The sequence below is a fragment of the Microbispora siamensis genome, assembly GCF_016863095.1.
GTDB classification, from domain to species: domain Bacteria; phylum Actinomycetota; class Actinomycetes; order Streptosporangiales; family Streptosporangiaceae; genus Microbispora; species Microbispora siamensis.
Window position 1 is genome coordinate 33,210 of record NZ_BOOF01000063.1, and the last position, 20,083, is coordinate 53,292.

Annotated in this window: 15 protein-coding genes; 7 read left to right on the plus strand and 8 right to left on the minus strand. The window is 66.4% G+C overall.

The features are described 5' to 3' along the window. Nucleotide 1 precedes the first annotated feature (1 nt). From Msi02_RS38640 to Msi02_RS38660, 5 genes are all read right to left on the minus strand, one after another. The gene (locus Msi02_RS38640) at nucleotides 2-1,156 is read right to left on the minus strand and encodes a C40 family peptidase (protein ID WP_204052706.1); all 1,155 of its coding nucleotides are present in this window, start codon (nucleotides 1,154-1,156) and stop codon (nucleotides 2-4) included. A gap of 103 nt (nucleotides 1,157-1,259) precedes the next feature. After that, the gene (locus tag Msi02_RS38645; RefSeq protein WP_204052707.1) at nucleotides 1,260-3,188 is read right to left on the minus strand and encodes a sigma-70 family RNA polymerase sigma factor; all 1,929 of its coding nucleotides are present in this window, start codon (nucleotides 3,186-3,188) and stop codon (nucleotides 1,260-1,262) included. 176 nt (nucleotides 3,189-3,364) lie between these two features. Next, nucleotides 3,365-4,462: a saccharopine dehydrogenase family protein gene (locus Msi02_RS38650; protein ID WP_204052708.1), complete on the minus strand. Its 1,098-nt coding sequence runs from the start codon at nucleotides 4,460-4,462 to the stop codon at nucleotides 3,365-3,367. 47 nt (nucleotides 4,463-4,509) lie between these two features. After that, a complete protein-coding gene (locus tag Msi02_RS38655) occupies nucleotides 4,510-5,283 on the minus strand; it encodes an FxLYD domain-containing protein (RefSeq protein ID WP_204052709.1) in 774 nt (257 codons plus the stop codon). 92 nt (nucleotides 5,284-5,375) lie between these two features. Further along, nucleotides 5,376-6,935 (minus strand): ABC-F family ATP-binding cassette domain-containing protein, encoded by a 1,560-nt coding sequence (locus tag Msi02_RS38660; protein ID WP_373308352.1) that lies wholly within the window; start codon nucleotides 6,933-6,935, stop codon nucleotides 5,376-5,378. Nucleotides 6,936-7,036: 101 nt separating this feature from the next. On the opposite strand from Msi02_RS38660, the gene Msi02_RS38665 reads away from it, so the two are divergent. After that, nucleotides 7,037-8,518, plus strand: coding sequence for a recombinase family protein (locus Msi02_RS38665; protein ID WP_204052711.1), 1,482 nt, complete (start codon nucleotides 7,037-7,039; stop codon nucleotides 8,516-8,518). Between the two features lie 470 nt (nucleotides 8,519-8,988). On the opposite strand, the gene Msi02_RS38670 is transcribed toward Msi02_RS38665, so the two are convergent. The 3 genes from Msi02_RS38670 to Msi02_RS38680 form a co-directional block, all read right to left on the minus strand. After that, on the minus strand, nucleotides 8,989-10,623 hold the full coding sequence (locus Msi02_RS38670) for a replication initiator (protein ID WP_204052725.1): 1,635 nt from the start codon (nucleotides 10,621-10,623) through the stop codon (nucleotides 8,989-8,991). Between the two features lie 181 nt (nucleotides 10,624-10,804). Continuing rightward, nucleotides 10,805-12,232: an FtsK/SpoIIIE domain-containing protein gene (locus tag Msi02_RS38675; RefSeq protein WP_204052712.1), complete on the minus strand. Its 1,428-nt coding sequence runs from the start codon at nucleotides 12,230-12,232 to the stop codon at nucleotides 10,805-10,807. An 85-nt stretch (nucleotides 12,233-12,317) separates the two neighbouring features. Next, nucleotides 12,318-12,746 (minus strand): plasmid replication, integration and excision activator, encoded by a 429-nt coding sequence (locus Msi02_RS38680; RefSeq protein WP_239109162.1) that lies wholly within the window; start codon nucleotides 12,744-12,746, stop codon nucleotides 12,318-12,320. A 127-nt stretch (nucleotides 12,747-12,873) separates the two neighbouring features. Between Msi02_RS38680 and Msi02_RS38685 the strand changes: the two genes are divergently transcribed. The 6 genes from Msi02_RS38685 to Msi02_RS38710 form a co-directional block, all read left to right on the plus strand. Beyond that, nucleotides 12,874-13,617, plus strand: a complete 744-nt coding sequence (locus Msi02_RS38685) for a GntR family transcriptional regulator (RefSeq protein WP_204052713.1) — start codon at nucleotides 12,874-12,876, stop codon at nucleotides 13,615-13,617. Then, nucleotides 13,614-14,462, plus strand: a complete 849-nt coding sequence (locus Msi02_RS38690) for an SAM-dependent methyltransferase (RefSeq protein ID WP_204052714.1) — start codon at nucleotides 13,614-13,616, stop codon at nucleotides 14,460-14,462. The genes Msi02_RS38685 and Msi02_RS38690 overlap by 4 nt, the downstream gene beginning before the upstream one ends. A gap of 406 nt (nucleotides 14,463-14,868) precedes the next feature. Further along, the gene (locus Msi02_RS38695; protein ID WP_204052715.1) at nucleotides 14,869-15,252 is read left to right on the plus strand and encodes a hypothetical protein; all 384 of its coding nucleotides are present in this window, start codon (nucleotides 14,869-14,871) and stop codon (nucleotides 15,250-15,252) included. 364 nt (nucleotides 15,253-15,616) lie between these two features. After that, complete coding sequence (locus Msi02_RS38700) at nucleotides 15,617-15,901, plus strand: hypothetical protein (protein WP_204052716.1); 285 nt, start codon at nucleotides 15,617-15,619, stop codon at nucleotides 15,899-15,901. 99 nt (nucleotides 15,902-16,000) lie between these two features. Further along, nucleotides 16,001-18,007, plus strand: coding sequence for a TOPRIM nucleotidyl transferase/hydrolase domain-containing protein (locus Msi02_RS38705; protein ID WP_239109164.1), 2,007 nt, complete (start codon nucleotides 16,001-16,003; stop codon nucleotides 18,005-18,007). A gap of 444 nt (nucleotides 18,008-18,451) precedes the next feature. After that, the coding region (locus Msi02_RS38710) for a hypothetical protein (protein WP_204052718.1) at nucleotides 18,452-20,083 on the plus strand (1,632 nt) is incomplete at its 3' end.

The window sequence follows — 20,083 nt, forward strand, 5'->3', positions numbered from 1 at the left end:
GTCAGCCGGGCCGGGTGGCGCCGACCAGATCGTGGCGCCAGATGGGCGAGATGCGCACCACGTCCCCCGTCTGGGGGGCGTGGACCATCATGCCGCGCCCGATGTAGATGCCCACATGATGGATGGTGCCGGGATTCCGGCTCAACCGGCCGTAGAAGATGAGGTCGCCGGTGCGCAGTTCCCTGAGCGGGACGTGCCGTCCCGAGGTCCACTGCGTGCCGGTCCAGTGATCGAGTGACACCCCGGCCCGCTGCCAGGCCCGCATCGTCAGCCCCGAGCAGTCGAACCCCGACGGGCCTGCGGCGGCCCACACGTACGGCTTGCCGATCTGTTTGAGCGCCCACTGGGCGGCCATCTCGCCGGGTCCCGACCCGAGCCGCCCGGTCCAGGCCGGCACCGCCAGACTCCGGCGCGCGGGGAGGGCCGCCTGCCGGGCCTTGCTCCTCGCCTGTTTCAGTTCGTCGACGCGGTCGCGGGCGGCCTCCAGCCGTTTGGAGATCTCCGCTTTCTCCTGCTCGATCCGTTTGGTCTGTTCGAGCTGTTCCTCGACGGCCCGCTGTGCCGCGTCCTTCGCCTGTCGCACCTCGTCGGCGCTGCGCGACTGCTCGGAGTAGGCACGGGCCGCCTGTTCTCGGAGGATCTCGAAGACCTGTTGTGCGTCTTTCAGCCGTTGCAGCGAGGCGGTCTGTTCGTCGCCGAGTTGCGTCAGCACGCTGGCTCTTCGCAGGAAGCCGTGCACGTCGCCGAGACCGCCGAGCATGGCCGCGGCGGACGGTGACAGCCGCACCCCGCCGTACCCCTCGGCCACTCTCGCCGCCACCTCGCCACGCAGCTCCTCGACCTGGCCGGCCGCCTGGCGGACCCGCCGCGCCGACTGCTCGTACGCGGAACGCGCCTGCTCAAGCTGGACGAGTTGCCCGTTGTACGCCTCCACGAGTCGCTCGGCCTCGGTGTTCAGCGCCTCCCGGCGGGCCTGCGCGGCCGCGAGCTCGGCCTCGGCCTTGCCCAGTTCCCGTACGCGCTCCTGCACCTGCTGGCGTGCCTTGGCGACGTCCTTGGCGGACGGCTTCGGATCGGCTCCCGCCGGGGCTCCGAAGGTCAGGACGAGACTTGACCCGAGCCCGGCGACCAGCCCCGATGCTCTGAGGAGTGGCAATTCCTTCCCCTTCCCTGCTCCACTCCCCTCAGTTCCCGGCGACTACTCTCCGTACACATCTAAGCTACGTCCAGTAATCAACCTATGTGGTAGGTCGTCCCGTTTAGGCGGGGAAAGAACCTCCCGGCCCGCCGGAGCTTCCGGCCGCGGGGTCGCCGGACGTGCCACGGCGCTCCGGCCCGCGTTCGGAGCCGCCGTCCCGCGTTCCCCCGGGTACGCCCGGCAGGGAGCCGTCCCGGCCGTTTCGGTCCGGGCGCTCGGGGCGGTCGGGGCGGCCGGGTCCAGGACCGTCGCGGCGCGAGCGGTCACGACCGTCGCGGTCGGGGCCGCCGATGCCGTTGGGGCCACCGGGCCGGACGTGCCGCTGCGGGCCGCCGTCTCCGGCGCCCTGCCTCCCGCCGTGTCCGCCGCGCCCGGGCGGTACGGCCCAGGGCCCGCCGTGATCGCCGGAGGGCCTGGGGGAGGGCGCGGGAGTCGGCGGGCATTCCCGATGCGGACGGGGATGGTGCTGGTGGTCGCGCCACGGCGGACGGTGGCCCGGCCAGTGGGCCGGCGGCGGTCCGCCCCGGGGCGGCCAGCCCGAGCCGGGGCGGCCGGGCCAGTGCCCACCGGAACCTGGCCCACCGGAACCGGGTCCACCGGAACCTGGCCCATCGGAGCCGGACCCGCCGGGGCTGGGCTCCTCGCCCGGCTCGGTACCTGGGGTTCCAGGAGTTCCGGGGGTTCCGGGGGTGATGGTCGGCGTCGGAGTCGGGCCGGACGGCGAGGCGCCCGGGCCCTGCGAGGACGACCCGCCCGTGGGGTGCTCGGACGGCTTCCCGTGCGGCGCGGGATGGTGCGGCCGGCCGGCGGTGGGCGGCACGGGAGCGGGCAGGGGCGCGGGGCGCGGCAGGGCCACCGGCCTCGCGGGAACCACGGGCTCGACCGGCTCGGCCAGATCCCGGGAGACCGGAGGCACGGGCGAGCGCCCGCCGACCCCGTCGGCCTCGTCCTGGGACCCCTCGGGGGAGGCGGCGCCGCCGGACGCGCCGGCCGGAGCCTCGGCCGTGGGAAGCCGTCGCGGGGCGAACGTGTCGGTGGCCTGCTCGCGCAGGTCCCCGGCGAACTGGGCGAAGACGAGCGCGATCGTCGCCACCGCCGCCAGGGCGGCCACGGCGCCCGCCACCGCCTGCGCCAGCCTGCCCTCACGACGGCCCGCCCTCGGGAAGCCCGCCGTGTTGAGCCCGCCCACGCGCTTGGCGACGTACCGCCGATAGGGGACGAGTTCGGGGTCGATGAAGCTGCTGAGCACCCGCACTCGCAGCGTCTCCGGCAGGGCGATCTGCGGGAGCAGGCCGAAGACCTTGGCCGGCGAGACCTGCCGGACGCGCTGGCGCCCACAGGTCTCGCACCGCGCGAGGTGCCGCGTGAGCTGGGCCCGCGTCTGCGGGGTGAGCTCTCCCGTGAAGCCCGCGAGGATGGCGGACGCCCGCTCGCAGTCATGGGTGGCACGCCTGGCCAGGATCTCGACGGTCACCGTCTCACGCAGGCGCTCCGTGGCCGCGTCGAGGAGCGCCTCGGCGTACCGCTCGCCCGTGCCGAGCACGGAGGCCAGGTCCTGGCCGGTGATCCCGTGCCGGGTCGCCAGTTCGAGCACCTCCCGATCCTCGGCCGACAGCGCCCCCACGGCGCTGCTCGCGACGAGGCGCAGGTCGGCCTCGGCGCCTTCGGCCGTGACGCCGGGGAAGGGCACGGTCGCGACGGGGACCGGACCGGTCTCCGGCCCGTCCTCCTCCCCCGGCGTGCGGCGGCGCATGCACTCGCCACGGGCCAGGGCGTACAGCCAGGGACGGAACCTGTCCGGGTCGGCCAGCGAGCCGACGAGGGCCTCCGCGGCGATCAGCGTGTCGCGCAGCGCGACCTGAGCGGCGTCGGGCCCGGCCAGCAACGTGCGGCAGTATCGGTAAAGACTGCCCGCATATGTGTCATAAAGGGCGGCCAGCGCTCCCGGATCCCGGGCCCGCAATGCCTCGACCAGGACGCCATCATTCATATAACTGAGAGTAAATGCTCAGTAACTCCCCGCTCCACCCATTCAGGCGAAGTCACGTCCTACATCGACGGCTTTTACACTCCGCCATCCAGGTAATTTGCCGGAATTTTCCACTAAATTACGCGACTAATCGTGAAAAACCCGGCCCCCGATACACGACGCCGTGTGGACGTCCGTCACTCCCTCGCGGTCATTCCCACCTCGGCGCAGCCCCGCGTGAGCGCGTCGAGGCCGAAGGCGTCCACGGGTCCCAGGGCACCGGTGCCGTGCACCCCCTCGGCCAGCGCCGTCGTCGCCGCCCAGGCCAGCACGCCGGCTGTGAACTCGTACGGGTCGCCTCCGGCGAGGTGGACGGCGGCCAGGCGGCGGCCCTCCGCGTCGTACGCCTCGGCGACGATGCGCGACGACACGCCCGCCGTGGCCGGCGCGCCGCCCCCGCCCGTACGGAGCACCCGGTCGGCCAGCGCCTCGGTCGCCCGCCGGATCCCCGGCAGCGCGGCGATGGTGGGGGTCGCCTTGGCCAGCACGCCCGCGACCCTCGTCAGCCCGCCCAGCCAGCCGAGGTAGACGTTCACCTCGCGGAGGCCGGGATGCGCGGGCGGCAGCGTGAAGTGCTCTGAGGCGCCGATGGACAGGCCGTGCCGTACGCGGCCGTCCACGAGGAACTTGCGGGTGCGGCCGTGCTCGGGGACGATACGGCCCTCCCGGAAGCCGTACATCGGTTCGAGGATCATTCCCAGCGCCGAGGCGCGGGTCCCGGCGCTCGCGCGCCGCGCCATGCCGCCCTCCACGAAGTAACCGACGTCCACGCGTACGGCCCCCGGCCCGGCCTTGTGCAGGGCCAGTGCCGCGGCGAGGTTGCCGGGCACGTAGTCGTACCCGAAGGCGGTGATCAGGGCAGCGCCCCTGGCCGCCGCGGCGGGGCCGTACCGCTGGAAGATCCGCTTGATGAACGTGGGTTCTCCGGTGCTGTCGAGGTAGACCGCACCCGCCTCGGTAGCGGCGGCGACCGCGGCCTCTCCCCACCTGACGAACGGGCCGACGGTCGAGATCAGCACGTCGCCCGGCCCGACGATCCGCCGTACGGACTCGGGGCGCCCGACGTCGGCGACCGCGGTGGGCAGGTCGCCGCCCAGCGAGTCGGCGAGGGCGGTGAGCCGCGTCTGGTCCCGCCCGGCCAGCAACGGCCGGGCCCCGCGTGCGGCGAGCGCCTCGGCGGTGAGCCTGCCGGTGAAGCCGGTGGCTCCGAACAGCACGATCCTGGGGGTGGCCATCCCGCTACGGTAACCCGCCCGTCCTGTCAAGATCGGCAGTGGGCCGCTCACTGGCGGCGGTCGTTGGGCGGCGGATACCCGCGGTCCTTGGCGAAAGGCTCCGTCGTCGGCGCGACCGTGTGCAGCGGGACGGCCCCGGCCTGGGCCAGATCCTCGTACGCCTTGGCGGTCGAGCCCCAGGTAGTGGCCTGCACGTCCGTCGAGGCGACCGGTCCGCTCACGCCCTCGACGGTGATGACGAACCTGCCCTTGGCCCCCGGCCGTACGTCGTCCACCCACGACGTGGCCCCGCCGACGAGCTTGCCCGCCGCGTCACGCAGCAGGGCCGTGACGGCGAGGCCGGCCGCGGGCTTGCGGAACGGGTCGAGCACGTAGCCGGTGACGAGGTAGGACCCGTTCGTCAGTTTGTCGGTGCGGACGTCCGAGATCGGGAACTTGAGGAACGCCGACGGGACGCGCGGGATGGACCGCCACGAGGCGGGACGATAATCGATCTTCACGCGGACCGGCTGGGCGCGGCTCGGGACCTGGCCGCCGAAGGCCAGCGGGCGGCCGGGCGGCACCGCGTCCAGCGGCTGCTCCAGGTGGACGACCTCCTTGCCTGCGGCGTCCACCGCCGTGATCACGGCGACCGCGTTCTCCCCGAAGTGCCAGCGGTTGGGGTTGTTCAGCACCCCCGCAAAGGTCACCGCGTATCCGGCCCCCGAGCGCACGATCGAGGACACCTGCTCCTTGAGGGCCAGCGGTTGCGGGCCCTCCTGCTTGTTCTCCCTCGCGCACGACGCCATCGCCAATGCGGCGAGGGCGAGTGCGACGGTCATGTGGCAACGTCGCGTCACTTAGCCGTCATAACCGCTGAATGGGACGCCGCCTCCGGGACACGCTCGCTCCCGCCGGTATCTTTACCGGCCGTCTATCGGGGACGGACCACGCGTGTCTCGTCCCAGACCGGCTCGGGCGACTCGTACACCCGTCCGTCGGAGCCGAAGACCAGGTAGCGGTCGAAGTCGGCGGCGAACCAGCGGTCGTGCGTCACCGCGACGACGGTGCCCTCGAAGGCGTCCAGGCCCTGCTGCAGGGCCTCCGCGCTGGCCAGGTCGAGGTTGTCGGTCGGCTCGTCGAGCAGCAGCAGCGTGGCGCCCGACAGTTCGAGCAGCAGGATCTGCAGGCGGGCCTGCTGGCCGCCCGACAGCGTCTCGAACCGCTGCTCGGCGACCCGGCCGGCGAGTTCGTAGCGGGCCAGCGCCTTCATCGCCTCGTTCTTCAGCCGGGCGTGCTCGGTCATGACGATCTCGCAGGGCGTACGGCCGAGCAGTTCGGGCCGGGCGTGGGTCTGGGCGAAATGCCCGGGGACGACCCGCGCGCCGAGCCGCATCGTGCCCGAATGACGCACGTTCTCTCCCGCCAGCAGCCGCAGGAAGTGCGACTTGCCGGAGCCGTTCGAGCCGAGCACGGCGACCCGCTCGCCGTACCAGACCTCCAGGTCGAAGGGCTTCATGAGGCCGGTCAGCTCCAGGCCCTCGCACATCACCGCGCGTTTGCCGGTGCGTCCGCCGCGCAGCCGCATGCTGATGACCTGGTCCTTCGGCGCGAGCTCCGGCGGCCCCGCCTCCTCGAACCGGCGCAGCCGGGTCTGCGCCGCGTGGTAGGCCGGGGCCATGCCGTCGTTGTAGGTGGCCTTCTGCTTGAGCATGACCACCAGGCGCTTGAGTTTGGCGTGCTCCTCGTCCCAGCGCCTGCGCAGCTCGTCGAGCCGCTCGTTGCGCTCCCGCCGCGCCTCGGCGTACGTCGCGAAGCCGCCGCCGTGGATCCAGACGTTGCCGGACTCGACCGTGACGATCCGGTCGGCGGCGTTGGCCAGAAGCTGGCGGTCGTGGGAGACCAGCAGCACGGTCTTGGGCGTCTCGCGCAGTGCCGTCTCCAGCCACACCTTGCCCGGCACGTCGAGGTAGTTGTCGGGCTCGTCGAGCAGCAGCACCTGGTCGGGCCCGCGCAGCAGCGCCTCCAGCACCAGCCTCTTCTGCTCGCCGCCGGACAGCGTGGCGACCTCGCGATACTTCACCCTGTCGTACGGCGTGCCGAGGGCGGCCATCGCGCAGGCGTCCCAGAGCACCTCGATGTCGTAGCCCCCGGCGTCGGTGTAGTCGGTGATCGCCTGGGCGTACCGCATCTGGGTCTTCTCGTCGTCGCGCTCCATCATCGCGAGCTCGGCGGCGTCGAGCCGTTCGGCCGCCGTCCTGACCCGTTCCGGCGCGACGCTGAGCAGCAGGTCCTGGACCGTACGGCCGTCCCGGATGTTGCCGACGAACTGCCGCATCACACCGAGACCGCCCGAATGGGCCACCGTGCCCTCGACCGGCTGGAGATCGCCAGCGATCATCCTGAGCAGGGTCGTCTTGCCCGCGCCGTTCGGCCCGACCAGGGCCGCCTTGACGCCCTCCCCCACCCGGAACGAGACGTCGTTCAGGAGCATCCTGCCGTCCGGCAGCACATGCGTCAGATGGCTGACATTTAGCATATAACCCACATAACCAATTCGACGGAGGTGGACATTTGGCCAGCGTAGGGACGGGAATGAAGGTCTGGCCACTGAATAACGACGACGTCCGGCCGGACGCGCCGCCCATGGTCGCGGGCATCTACTTGCGTATCTCCGACGACGCCGAAGGGCTTGAACTCGGCGTGAAGCGGCAGGAGAAGGACACCATCGCTCTTGCCGTCCGTCATGGCGCTACCGAGGTGCGCCGCTACTGCGACAACGACATAGGCGCATCGACGCGGAGCAGGAAGAAGCGGCCGGAGTTCGAGCAGCTTCTCGCGGACACAGAGTCGGGCGCGATCCAAATGATCGTCTACTACAGCAACTCGCGGCTGACTCGGAGGCCGCTGGAGTACGAGAAGATCATTTCTCTTGTGGAGCGCACGAGGGTTCGGCTTCTCTCCGTCGCTTCAGGCACCGTCGATCTGACCACCGCAGACGGCCGCATGGTGGGACGTGTCCTGGCTGCGGCAGACGCGGCCGAGGCCGAGCGGATAGCCGAGCGAGTAGCCCGCAAGAACCAGGAGCGCCGAGAGAGGAACCTTCCCCACCACGGAGGCCCCCACCTACTCGGCTACCTTCCCCCCGACCCCGACAAGGGCATCGGCGTTCTCACCCACCTCGACCCGGTCGCCTGCAAGTTCATCCGCAAGGGCGCTGAGATGATCCTCGCAGGTCGCGGTCTCACGGCCGTCATGGACTACTGGAACAGGGAAGGCTTCACCCGCCCCAACGGACAGCCCTGGTTGTTCCGTGACGATGTGCGGCGCATCTTGCTACGCCCCAAGGCCGCCGGCCTCGTCGCACATCAGGGCGAGATCATAGGCCAGGGCGATTGGCCCGCAGTGCTCGACCGGGAGACCTGGGAAGCGCTGAATGTCGTGCTCGCCAGGAAGATCAAGGCCAAGCCCGAGCAGCGCGTACGCAAGTACCACCTGAGCGGCCTCATTCGGTGCGGTCTGTGCGGCGCAGCCCTTCGGATTCGCTTTCCCGGTCAGAACCGCGCGGCCCAGTACTCATGTCTGAAGGGCAGCGGAGGGTGCGGCAAGCTCAGTCGCAACAAGCAGTGGATCGAGGACATGGTGAGCGCCTACGTGCTCGACCGGATCGAGATCGAGTACGAGACCAGCACCGGCGACGAGCAGGACCCCGACGAGGGGAACCAGGTAGAGGAGCAGATCAAGCAGCTTGAGGGCCGCATCAGAGAAGCACGCCAGCAAGCAGCGGCCGGTACCCTCCCGATGGCCGACGCCGGAGCGATCATGTCGGCCATTCGCGACCAGATCGACGAGCTCAAGCGCCAGAAGGCGAGGATTCTCACGACCCAGCGCCAGGCCGACACCAGCAAGGAAGACCTCATCCGGACGTGGCTGAGCGACGAGCCGAGTCTTGCCGAGGCGAGGAGGACCATCGCAGCCAAGTACGTTTCGCGGGTACTCATCCACCCGCTTCCGCACGGTGGCCGGTGGCTTCCCCACATGTACCCCGCCGATTCCATCAGCATCCTTCCAGCGTGAGCAGCCATAGCCCCCGGTGATCAGCCGGGGGCTACGGTGCCCATCAGGCCGCGCCTACGCTTCCCGTCCGGAGCGAGCGAGCCAGCGCGAGGAGTTGTTGATTCCGGCGACGGCGATCTTCCGGCGTCGAGGCCAGGGCATCACGGCGAGCCTGTTCCCGGACAGCCCGCAAGGCTTCCGGCGACGGCGACGGCGACGGCGACGAGGAGCGTTCAGACATTGGCCCCTTGCGCTGCCTCTGGCCGCTTGGCGTCGCCGCGGTGTCCCCGTGCCCACTTCCGGTGACACTGTGGTTGCCCTGCGACTCCTCTTGCGAGCCCGCCCACCCGCCCTCGGGTCCGTCGTGGCTGACGTCCCATCGAGAGCACTTACGACGTGCGCGGGGTTGAGGAGCCGCATGGGAAGGTGCCTTCGGCCCGTCCTTTCTATATGCGCCCCTCACCGTACTCATCCCGGTCCGTTGCGCAGGCTCATAGCTGGCCACATGGCCGCCCGTCGATTGCCGAGAGAGTATCGGCCGGTCGTCCCTCCGCTCTGGCCTGTAGTTCCACCAGGTGCCTACGCCACCTCTGTCTCTGGGCAACCAGATGCAGCAAGCGCACATCCAGCGGGGGAAGCCCAGGGTCACCCTCCGGGACACGTCGCCAGACATAGCGGTGCGCGTCCCCTCGGTTCCGATCGTCCGCGATCCCAAGGACCTGGAGAACCCACGCGCGCCTATCCTGCCCGTGCTCGGCCAGGGTCTTGTTCGACCACTTGCGAGACACGAGCACACGCCGGCCTCCGTAGCCCAGATGTTCCGGCTTGTGCGCTCTGCCCTTGCAACGCCCCGGGCTCATCCCGGCTCTGGCGTTCTTGGGCTGCACGCCGTACCGGAGCCAGTTGGGACACATCGGCGAGCACGGTTCGTAACGCAGGGCCTCCACCAGCCGGGCCGCGTGGTCCCGTCTCCTACGATCCTCGCTCTCGATCGTCCCGCCGATGCTCTTCGTGAGGTACTTCGAGAGATACCGAATGCACTGGTCGGCGTCCCGAGTCCCCGCAAGAACTCCTTGCACGTCTATCTGAGACCCGAAACGGACCACGTGAAGAGGTTCCGCATCCTCGTCATCGCCGAGCCGGTCAAGCGCCTCCTCCCAGGTAGGGAGAACCTCACCGCTGACGGGATCGACGTAGTCTCCCGTCTGCTTGTCCTGATCGCCGCCGGACTGCTGCGGACGCTCCACCCAGACGGGCAGGTTGTCACCGTCGAAGCGCACGACGTCACACGACGGCCACCACACTTGGTGATAGGTCGCGGCGACGACGGCCCTGATATCAGCCCGCGTCAGCGTCCCCCTTATCGCCATGTGCAGATGCGGGGCGAGGCGCTTTTGCGGCTCCACGCTCGCGAAATACTGCACGTCGTATCCCGCCACCCGTCGAAGGTTCTGCACGAACCGATCAACGAGCTTCGAGAAGTGAAGAGCATCCCGAGCGGCGCGTGAGTAGTCGTACGAGGCCGGATCCACCGGAGCCCCGTCCCTCACCCGCCCATAGGACGGCAGGGTGAGGGTGATGAACATCGAGGGCCGATACCTCTTGCCGTCAGGGGACGTGTAGACCCGGCCCAGAGTCGTGTTCGCCATCTTCCGTCTCGGCAGGTCGGGCGCGTCCTGTCGCCTTCGCGTCGATCGCTTGCGCTTGCCCGCCGTTGCCCTGACTACCTGTCCCCGCGTCCCTGCCGCTCGGATTTCGGCGTCCAGTTCTGCCAAACCAAGGTCAAGGTCTTCGGTCGGCTGACCGGCGCGTTCGGCGTCTTCCCTCATGACCTGAAAGTCCGCACGCAGTTCGAGGAGATAGCGCTGGTAGTTGTCCGGCTCATCCGTCTCCGCCACTGGCTCTGATTCCAGGTGCCAGCCCTCCCGGCACTGCGCCATGCGAAGGTGCCGGTTGCGCTTCGCACATGCCGGACACCTGCTCTCCAAGGTGGCGTTGCAGGGGAGGTAGACGGTCTGGCTCTTGCCCGTCTCGGTGTCGATCACCCTCATGGGGATCGACCGGATGCAGACTCCGTTTTCGATAGCTACTGCCTTGGCGACCTCGCGAGCCAGCGGCATCCTCATGCGCTCGGCCCGAGAAAGCGCTTCGGTCACTCAGCCTCCCGGAATTCGCTGATCTCCGGCGTCAGCGGCGTTCGTTCTCCGCACTCTCGGCACTCGATGAGGTTCCACTCGTAGTCTGCCCAGAGGCGATCTTCCGAGCCGCAGGCCACGCACTGGAGGCCGTAGAGCAGGTGTCCGAGCCTCATACGGCCTCACCCGCCCCCGAGTACCGGATGACCATGTGACGGATGTCCTCATCGGAGACGTAGGCCGCCCGCACCCGTACCGGGTCAGGGGAAGTCTCCAGCCGCACGTAGCCGACGCCCGCACCCAGCTCAGGAACCGGTGAGATGTGGTCGGCCAGCGCGCCCCGGTCGCGTGCCCCGTCGCCGAGGACCATGTCCACCTGCTCCGACTCGTCCAACCGGAGGGCGATCTTGTCGGGGAACAGATTCCGGATGCTCATGACCTCCTTGCGCGGGTCCTGCAAAGCCGCCATGACCCCCACGCCCACCGCACGTCCCTGAGTGGTCAGAGTCGCCAGAGCCGCCGTGGCGCGCTGGCGAAGCTGCTTGTCCGACTGGTAGGCCGTCAGGAAGGCCACCTCATCGACGATCACGAGGACGAACGGGTCATCGACGGTCGGCGTGTGCGACCGCTGGAGGCCGGCGAACCGGTCGGCCCGCTCCTGCATCACCGAGACCGCTGCTTCCAGCAGGTCGGCGCACTGTTCGGGAGTGGCCGCGTATCGGGCACCGAACAACGCCCGACCGAAGGACAGTTCCATCCGCTTGGGGTCGAGCGCCCAGATCTGCACCAGGCCCGCCCGCATCGCGGGGAGCAGACCGCGGATGGTCGACCACAGCCAGGAGCCCTTTCCCGCGCCAGTCGCGCCCGCAATCAGGACATGCGTACCGTGCACCTTGAGCCGGTACGGCGAGCCATCCTCACACTGGCCGACCTCCACCGAATGAACCGCAGGCTCCGCCGGAATCGGGCGGGCGTGCAGCGGCACGGCGAGCGGGTCACGCCGAGGAAAGGTCAGGACGACGCGGCCAGCGCGCTCCACCTCCACGCGGCAGGAGACGGCGCCGAACCCATGCGCCAGGTTTGCGGTCCGATCGGCCCAGTCCTCGTCGGACTGTCCATGGAGAAGCTTGACCGTGACCCGGTCGGCCCAGCCGTCGCACGTGACTTTGATCAGGCGGGGCATGTAGTCCCGTCCCTTGATCTGACGTCCGAGGCCCGCGACCGTCATGACCGGCATCCAGTGTCGCCGATAGACCCAGAACCACCGGCCGAACGCCAGCAGCGGCCAGGCCACCGATCGCATGAAGGAGCTGTAGCCGAGCGCGGCCCAGGCCGAGAGGAGCGAGCAGACGAGTCCGGTGGCCACCACCGCGACGCGCCAGCCGAACAGCGAGACGATCCCCGAGGGGAGTGCGACGAGTGCGACGGCGACGGGATGCCGAACCACAGTCATCACCAGGCCGGCGAGCACCCGCCAGAGGAAGATGACGATGGTGATGATTGCGGGAGTCCGTACGACTGCGGGGCGGAACACGACCGCTGTGTCCGGGGTCGTGGAGACCAGTCCCCTGACTTCCTCCCCAGGGAGTTTGCGCAGCATAAACTGACTTCCTCTTCTGAGATGGGTATCGGAGGAGATCAGGGGCCGCTAGAAGTGCCAGCTTCCAGCGGCCCCACTTGCGTTGTCAGAGCGCCGACTGTCCAGCGTTGGGCGCGGATCTCCGCTCCGTGGGAGCGGCGGAGTCCTTGCCGCTGGCGTGACTCGCTCTGGGCGCGGCGGATCGAGGAGCCCGCATCGCTCGGGCCTTGATCGAGTAGGCGAGCCGCCCGGACCCGTTCACCCAGGGCGTGACAGACATCCCGTCGAACTCGACGGGAGTGAACGGGAGACCCGGCATCGGAGCCGGAGGGACCGGTTCGACCGGCGAGACGATCTTTACGGTGACGGTCTTGCTCGCGGCACTCACCGTGGGGTCTCCATCCATGACGGGGACCTGCCACACGAGTTCTCCCGTGGCCTTGTCCCGCATCGGGACGTGGCGGCCCTTCGTGGATGCCTCGAAGTCCTTGACCTGCTTCACCTCCCCCACCACGTAGCAGCCGTGCGGGAACACTTGCTCGAATGAGACGGGGATGGGGCCTTGAAGTGCGATGACTACCTCCGCTGTCTTGTTGTACTTATTACAACAACCTGATAACTACACTGTGCCTAAGATGAGTTCCCCGAGGAGGTGAAGTGTGATGCCAATCACACAACCGCTCTATGCGCGGGTCGCCGACGTGCTGAGACGCCGGATCGTCACCGGCGAACTACAGCCCGGCGATCAGGTCCCCACAGAGCGCGAGATCAGGGCCGAGTTCCAGGTGTCTCAGCCTGTGGCCCGCCAGGCTCTAGCACTGCTGCGCTCCGAAGGTCTCGTGATCAGCCAGCAGGGCAAGGGCAGCTTCGTCAGAGAGCGGAAGGAACTCTTCCGCAACACAGGGAACCGCTACAGCCGGAAGCAAAAGCCCAACCTCCAAGAGGCGAACGACGGAGGATGGAGCGCCGATGTAACCGCGGACTACCGCCAGGTGCAGGCAACCCAAGTCATCGCCGATCGCCTACAGATCAACCTCGGCGACATGGTCAGCGAAGTCGTCTACCGCTGGTTTGTCGAAGGCGAGTGCGTCCAGATCAGCACGCAATGGGAGCCGTTGGCGCTCACGCGAGGAACACCCATTGAGACGCCGGCCAGTGGCGTCGTCAATGCCCCCGACGTGATCGAGCGGTTCGACTCCATCGGCATCTATGTGGATGAGGTCAAGGAAGACATCCGCACCCGTATGCCGACGCCGGACGAGTCACATGAAATGAAGATCGCCCCCGGTGTCCCCGTGTTCGAGATCGAGCGCACGCACTACGCGCACGTCCCGGTAGAGACGGCCAACATCGTTCTTCGCGGAGACCGCTTCGTCATCTCCAACATCCAGGAGGTGCCGACATGAGCGCGAGCGCTGCCCCCAAGCCCCATGATGCGCGCGATTTAGGTGACCAGAAGAAACGGTCCGCTACCCCCTTGATCGACACCGCTACCCCCAACGTCGCGCGGATGTATGACTACTACCTCGGGGGCAAGGACAACTTTGCCGCCGACAGGGAGGCCGCCGAACGAGTCATGGCGGTTGCTCCGATCACGCGGGAGATCGCGCGGGCGAACCGGGCGTTCCTTGGGCGTGCGGTGCGGTTCCTTGCGGGTGATGCTGGGATCTGCCAGTTCCTCGGTATCGGGGCCGGGTTACCGACGAAGGCCAACGTTCACCAGGTCGCGCAGGATGCCACCCCCGGGGCGCTGGTGGTGTACGTCGATAACGATCCGGTGGTGCTGTCGCATGCGCGGGCGCTCCTGGCGACGGATGCGCAGACACGGGTCCTTTTCGGGGACGTACGCAAGCCGGGTGAGATCCTGACCGATCCGGACGCGCGCGCCCTGTTAGACCTGTCGAGGCCCGTGGCGGTGTTGCTGGTCGCGGTGCTGCACTTCGTTCCCGACCACGAGGACCCGTACGGGGCAGTCCGGACGCTGGTGGATGCGATGGCCCCAGGATCGTTCCTGGTGGTCTCGCACGTGGAGCATCGGCCGGAACTGTCCGGGGCGGCCAAGCCCTACGAGCGGGCGAACGCTCCGGCCGTGGGTCGCACGTTCGATGAGGTTGCGCGGTTCTTCAACGGGCTGGATCTGGTGTCCCCCGGTCTGGTGCCGGTACGGCGGTGGCGGCCCGATGCACCTGTTCTGACGGCACAGCTTGAGCCTGACGTGCCGTTCTTCGCAGGAGTGGGGGTGAAGCGATGACCAGGAACGGCGCTGTGCCTCTGATGGCCTCCCCCGCTGCTGAGGACCCGGCGTCTCCTGCTGTCGCACTGGCGGGACGGCTACAGGAAGAACTAAGCCACACCGGAATCACGGCAACAGTCGGTTCGGGATACGGACTGGCGATAGTGACGGCGGCCAACCGGGTGAACGTGTGGGTGGAGGCCGGGCCGCAGGGATGGCAGTTCCGGTGGTGGACGGGCCGTGTCTGCGAACAGACAGGGAGATGGAACTACACGTCGTGTCCTGCTTCGGCGGTGGAGACGGCGGCCCGGAGAGTCGGGGGCCGGGTGCGTCAGGTGCGCCGGGAAGCGTTGAGCGTAGCGAGGGTCGGCCGGGCTGGGGACCAGGCGAGGGCGAATCTTCCGGTACCGACAGGGAGCAGCTCGTGACGGCAAACGGTCCCCGTAGCGTTGGCGTATATGAGGGGCTGGAGGTGGAGTATCAGCCCCGCGGACACGTGGTGTACGTCCGCGATCCCATCGACGCCTCGCACGGATTCGTCCGCCTCAGTCTGGGCCGGTGGTCCCGGTTCGTAGGCGCGGTTAAGGCGGGCCGGTTCATCCCGCAACGGGAAGGCGAGGAAGTAACGGTCACGATCGGCGACCTATGGAATGCCGGGATCGTCACCTCCTCGCCGTTCCTAGTCACCAGCGAAGACACCTGGGACATCTTCATCAAGGCAGTCAATGCGGGCGCGTTCGATGTGATCAGCGACGCCACGCAGACCGGGACGGACAAGGCTCCCCGACCGGCTGATCTCGAAATGTGATCACCCAAGAGCTGCGCGGCGGCGTGGTGAGGGTCCCGTGCCCATCCGGGTGGGCAGGGTCGTCCTGCTCGTCCCGCGTCGCCGCGCTCACGACGGTACGGGAAATCGGCTACCCGTACCGGTGACCCTCCCCCGCTCTGGGCGAAGGGTGCCTGCTCATCTGGCCTGATCTGTGACGGATCGTGGTGCCTGCGTCCACGGTCCTCCGCTCCCCCACACCCAGACCCTGGGAGCCGCCAGAGATCAGAGCCACGACAACCAGGCATCGGAGCGGGGGACGGGCCATCCATTCCCACCCTGACGCGGTGCAGGGGACGCGGTAGGCCGGCGGCGAGAGGCAGATTCTTGGCGAGAGGGACAGGTCGTGGTTTTCTACTTCGGAATGCCAAGCTTCAAGGACGCACCGGAACTGACGACACATGAGATCGAAGCCATGCGTGACACTCTCGTCCGGGTGCATGAGGCCCTGGCCGTGATCGTCTCCCGCGAGCGTGCCCGCCGTGAGGGGCTTATGGATGGCGGACGCCTGACCCGTCACGGCCTGGACACGGCGACGGAACTGATGGGGATGCCGCCGGTCACCGATGAAGAGTGGGGGGAACTTGGCGGCGACGCAAACAGAGAGGCAACCGAAGACACCTTCTTTTAGAATGCCTTAGAGTTGCTGGCCTCAGCAGTCATCAAGTCCCCGCTACCTGGGATCACTGCGAGGCAAGTGCTCGTCGGCCACACAGAAGAGAGCATTCCCATGTTATTGACTAGGATACGAGCAGAAAACTTCTTGTCCCTTAGACATCTCGACCTTTCTCTCGATTCTCCCTTAACTTTTATCACAGGGCCGAACGGGGTGGGTAAGACTAACATTGCACGGTGCTTGGATGTCGTCACTACCGTCCTAAATCATCACACAGGCAGGCCGGATATAGATAGACTAGTGCTATATGAATCCGCCGCCCGCGACGAAGCGACTTCCTACAGCATTGAACTCACTTTAGAATTCGATCAGGATTGGGAGAAGCAGTTACTAACCTCCTACGTGCAAGCAGCCTTTATTGCGGGCGAAGCCTATTCGTTCTCAAGTATGCGACTAGAGGCTGCGGCGCAAAATATAGATCAGGCAACTCTCCAACCCCTACTATCGGGCAGCCTCAAGCTGAATTTTGACAGTTCTCGGATAGGTGGCCTCTGGTGGGCCGCCTACGAATTCACTCACCTCAACAATCAATGGCACATCCCCCTGATCGGGGGGACATCCCTAATCGAACCTGGACCAGCTACACCTTTCCTGCCGATCGGGGGTGCACAGCTAAGTTTCACACGCCTAATGTTAGGTATCGACAACCCTGGCCCCAGCGATTTAGAGCGGTCGATAAAGGAACTAGCGAACGGCGTTGACCTTCGCACTGCGCTAGTAAAAATGCCAGATCAGCGCGCGAGCTTTGAAATCTCCCCAGCATTTAATACATCAGGCCGCATTCCCCAGAGCCTTAAAGAGCTAGCTTCAGCCCTGCAAATCAAGCAAATCATCAACCATACAGTCACATTCGCCCAGCTTCTAGCCGTGATATTTCGACGCACGATTGTACTCACCGACAACCGGCGCGTCCCACTCAAGCGTCATTACGACTCCACTGAGTTGGAAGCGCCGCTCGATTTGAGGTCCGGAAGAAATTTGGCAGGGGAGCTTTTTCGACTTAAAAATGGCAAGTCGGCGGATCGCAGTCTCTATGCGGAAGCCAAAAAAACCTTCACTTTTCTCACTGGCCAAACCTTTGGATTGGCTACTACCGTCAGCAGCACAGACCTGCTAATTGAACCGTTGGCCGTAACTACCACCGGAGAAAGACCGATCGAATTCTCCGGCGCCGGCGTCCAGGAGGCCCTCTTACTCAGCACCCTGCTAAGTGGCCCTCCAGGTCGGTTCTTGGTGCTGGACGAGCCTGCTGTTAATCTCGAACCTACGATGCAGCGTCGCCTCATCAGTCAGCTAAGAAAAGCCGGGCGATGTATGGTAGTAACCCATAGCCCAGATATGGTCCCTGTAGAGCGGAAGGAAGATCTGGCTGGAATCGTGAGGCTTTCGCCAGGAGCCCAAGGACCTGTCGTTTGCCGTGTAGGGGATGTTCCAGAGACAGAATGGGCGCGATTCGTCCAGCTGCTAGAGCCTTCACATGTACGGGCCCTATTGTTCGCTTCGTGTGTCATTCTCTGCGAAGGGAGCACTGAAGTTGGCGCGCTCTCTCAGTGGTGGCGGGATACAGCCAGTCTCAACCTTCCTGATCCAGAGGCGGCTAACATTCCGATTATCAGCGTCGATGGAGATAAGAGATTCGGGCCTTATATAGACTACCTCGATGCTTTCGGTATTCCATGGGCCATTATCGCCGATGGTCCAGCCCTTCGGGACAGTAGTCAACTCGCCAAGCATTTGGCTCATCGGTACCCAAACTTCTCGACCCCCTTAAACAATGCGGGCTTTGAGGAATGTCGGGACTACTGGCGCTGCTTTGGAGTCTTTACCTTAGCTGAACAATTCGGGGACGATGGACACAAGCAGGGCGAGTTCGAGGCTTATTTAGAGCGAGTAGACTCGCATGCCCTAGCCATGGCCCGTAGTGAAAGCGGCCGAAGTAAGCCAAGATGTGGCGCGAGCTTTGCTGCTAACGTTTCACGGCCTCAGGAAGTTGCCGATCTTTACCTAGCGATAATGCAGCGCTTCGAATCGATAACCCAACGAGCGTTTGAAATCAGGTAAGAACCAGAGTAATCGCATTCGGCGACAGATGACCCGAGCGTTCAACGACGTAGCGGTAGTGCCCAGCATCCTAGTGGCATATGAGTCGAAGTGAAGCTTGACTTATGCATTCGTCATGATGCGCTGTTGCACTTTACTGTTGGCCCGTCCTGTGCTTTCGATTGACCTGGAGTGGGGTGGACTTTATTCAGGGATAGATATTCACCCTCCTAAATGACCACGCTCCGAAAGCTCTTGACTGCACGCTGCAATAAATGTGATGAACATCACATTTTATGCTCTCTTTACGCCTGATCATCCGAATCGTACAGTGTGATCACTTTGCTGAAGATCTGCTCCGGTGTTGCCGAGCCTTTCTTGAAGTTCGGTTACACGCGAGCGTCCTGCGTGCGGCCTGCTGCGCGCTGACGGAGGTGGGCTGCAGTGCGTCGGAGTCGGTTCGGCATGGGCAAGATCGGTCCGGCGCGGTGGCTTCTTCGCGTCACGACGCTTGTCATAGTGGCGCTTCTACCTGGAACGTTACAAATTCCTGCCTTTCCCGTGGCGGAGTCTGTGCCACTCGTGACGCTGAACCTGCCAAACGTCACGGCCGGCTCGACAGGCGCCCCGCCGGTTCAGCAGGCGGGCTCGGCGCAAGAATTGCCGCATTTGGTCGACACATCGGCCACTGAACCGAGAAATCCGGCGGTGCCGGGCCCGCGTCCGAGCGACGACGGCAGGCGTCCGGAAGGTGGGCTGCCCCTTGAGAAGCGCCACACATCGACTGATGAGCCGGCCGAGGGTGGCCTGAAGTCTCCTCCGCCTTTGCCTGCAGAAATCATGGATGCAAAGCCCGAGAAGCTAACGGGTCCTCCGGAAGTTGCGCGGGCTCAAGGGTTGTCGCTGAGGAATGTAGGTCGTGCCAAGGGTGCTTCCACGTCGTCCGCACTTGGCATTCGGAAGGGGTCTACCGGGAGAACAGTCGGCTTCACGAGCCTGACGTCCGCCACGGCGGGAGACGCCGTTCCTGCGGTGTCATCTTTGTCGGCATTGGGCACCCAGAGCACGGGCGTGTGGACGCTGTCGTCGCTGACGCCGTACTTCCAGGCCAAAATCACCGACCCGCTGTACCGCTCGTCCTACCTGGGCTATGAGGTTGAGCACGATCCGTCGGTGCCGGCCCAGGGCTCGGGTCTCATCTCCTCAGGGACGGGGACGACCTCGGCGTCGTCAGGGTCGTCAACCTCCGTCAGGGTGCCGTCGGGGAAGTTGACCGATGGGTGGCTGGTGCGGTGGCGGGTGCGCGGTGTGACGACGACCGGCGTGGAGGGGCCGTGGTCGGAGTGGCAGTCGGCGAGGATCGATGTTTCGAAGCCTGCGGTGTCGGAGTTGTCGGCGCGGGGCACTCAGGGCGCGGACGGTTGGACGCTGTCGTCCTTAACACCGTACTTCCGCGCAAAGATCACCGATCCAGTCTTTCGCAACTCCTACCTCGGTGCGGAAGTTGAGCACGACCCGTCGGTGCCGGCCCAGGGCTCGGGTCTGATCTGGTCGGGGACGGGCACTACGGCGACCAACCCAGATTCGCCGTATGCGTCTGTGTCGGTGCCGTCGGGGAAGTTGACCGATGGCTGGCTGGTGCGCTGGCGGGTCCGCGGTGTGACGACGACCGGCGTGAATGGGCCGTGGTCGGACTGGCAGACCTCCAAGGTCGACATCACCAAGCCCGTGGTGTCGGCGGTGTCGGCGACGCCAGCAACGCAAAGTGCCGGTTTGTGGACGCTGGCGTCGTTGCAGCCGACTTTCCGGGCGACAATCACCAACGATCTGATGCTCCAGGGCTCGACCATTCAAGGCTCGTATCTGGGCGCGGAGGTCGAGCATGATCCGTCGGTGCCGGAGCAGGGTTCGGGTCTGATCTGGTCGGGCACGGGCACGACCGCGACGAACATCAATGCGTCAACTGCGTCGGTGTCAGTGCCGTCGGGGAAGCTGACCGATGGCTGGCTGGTGCGCTGGCGAGTCCGCGGCGTGTACGCGAACGGTGTGACCGGGCCATGGTCGGACTGGCAGACCTCGAAAGTCGACATCACCAAA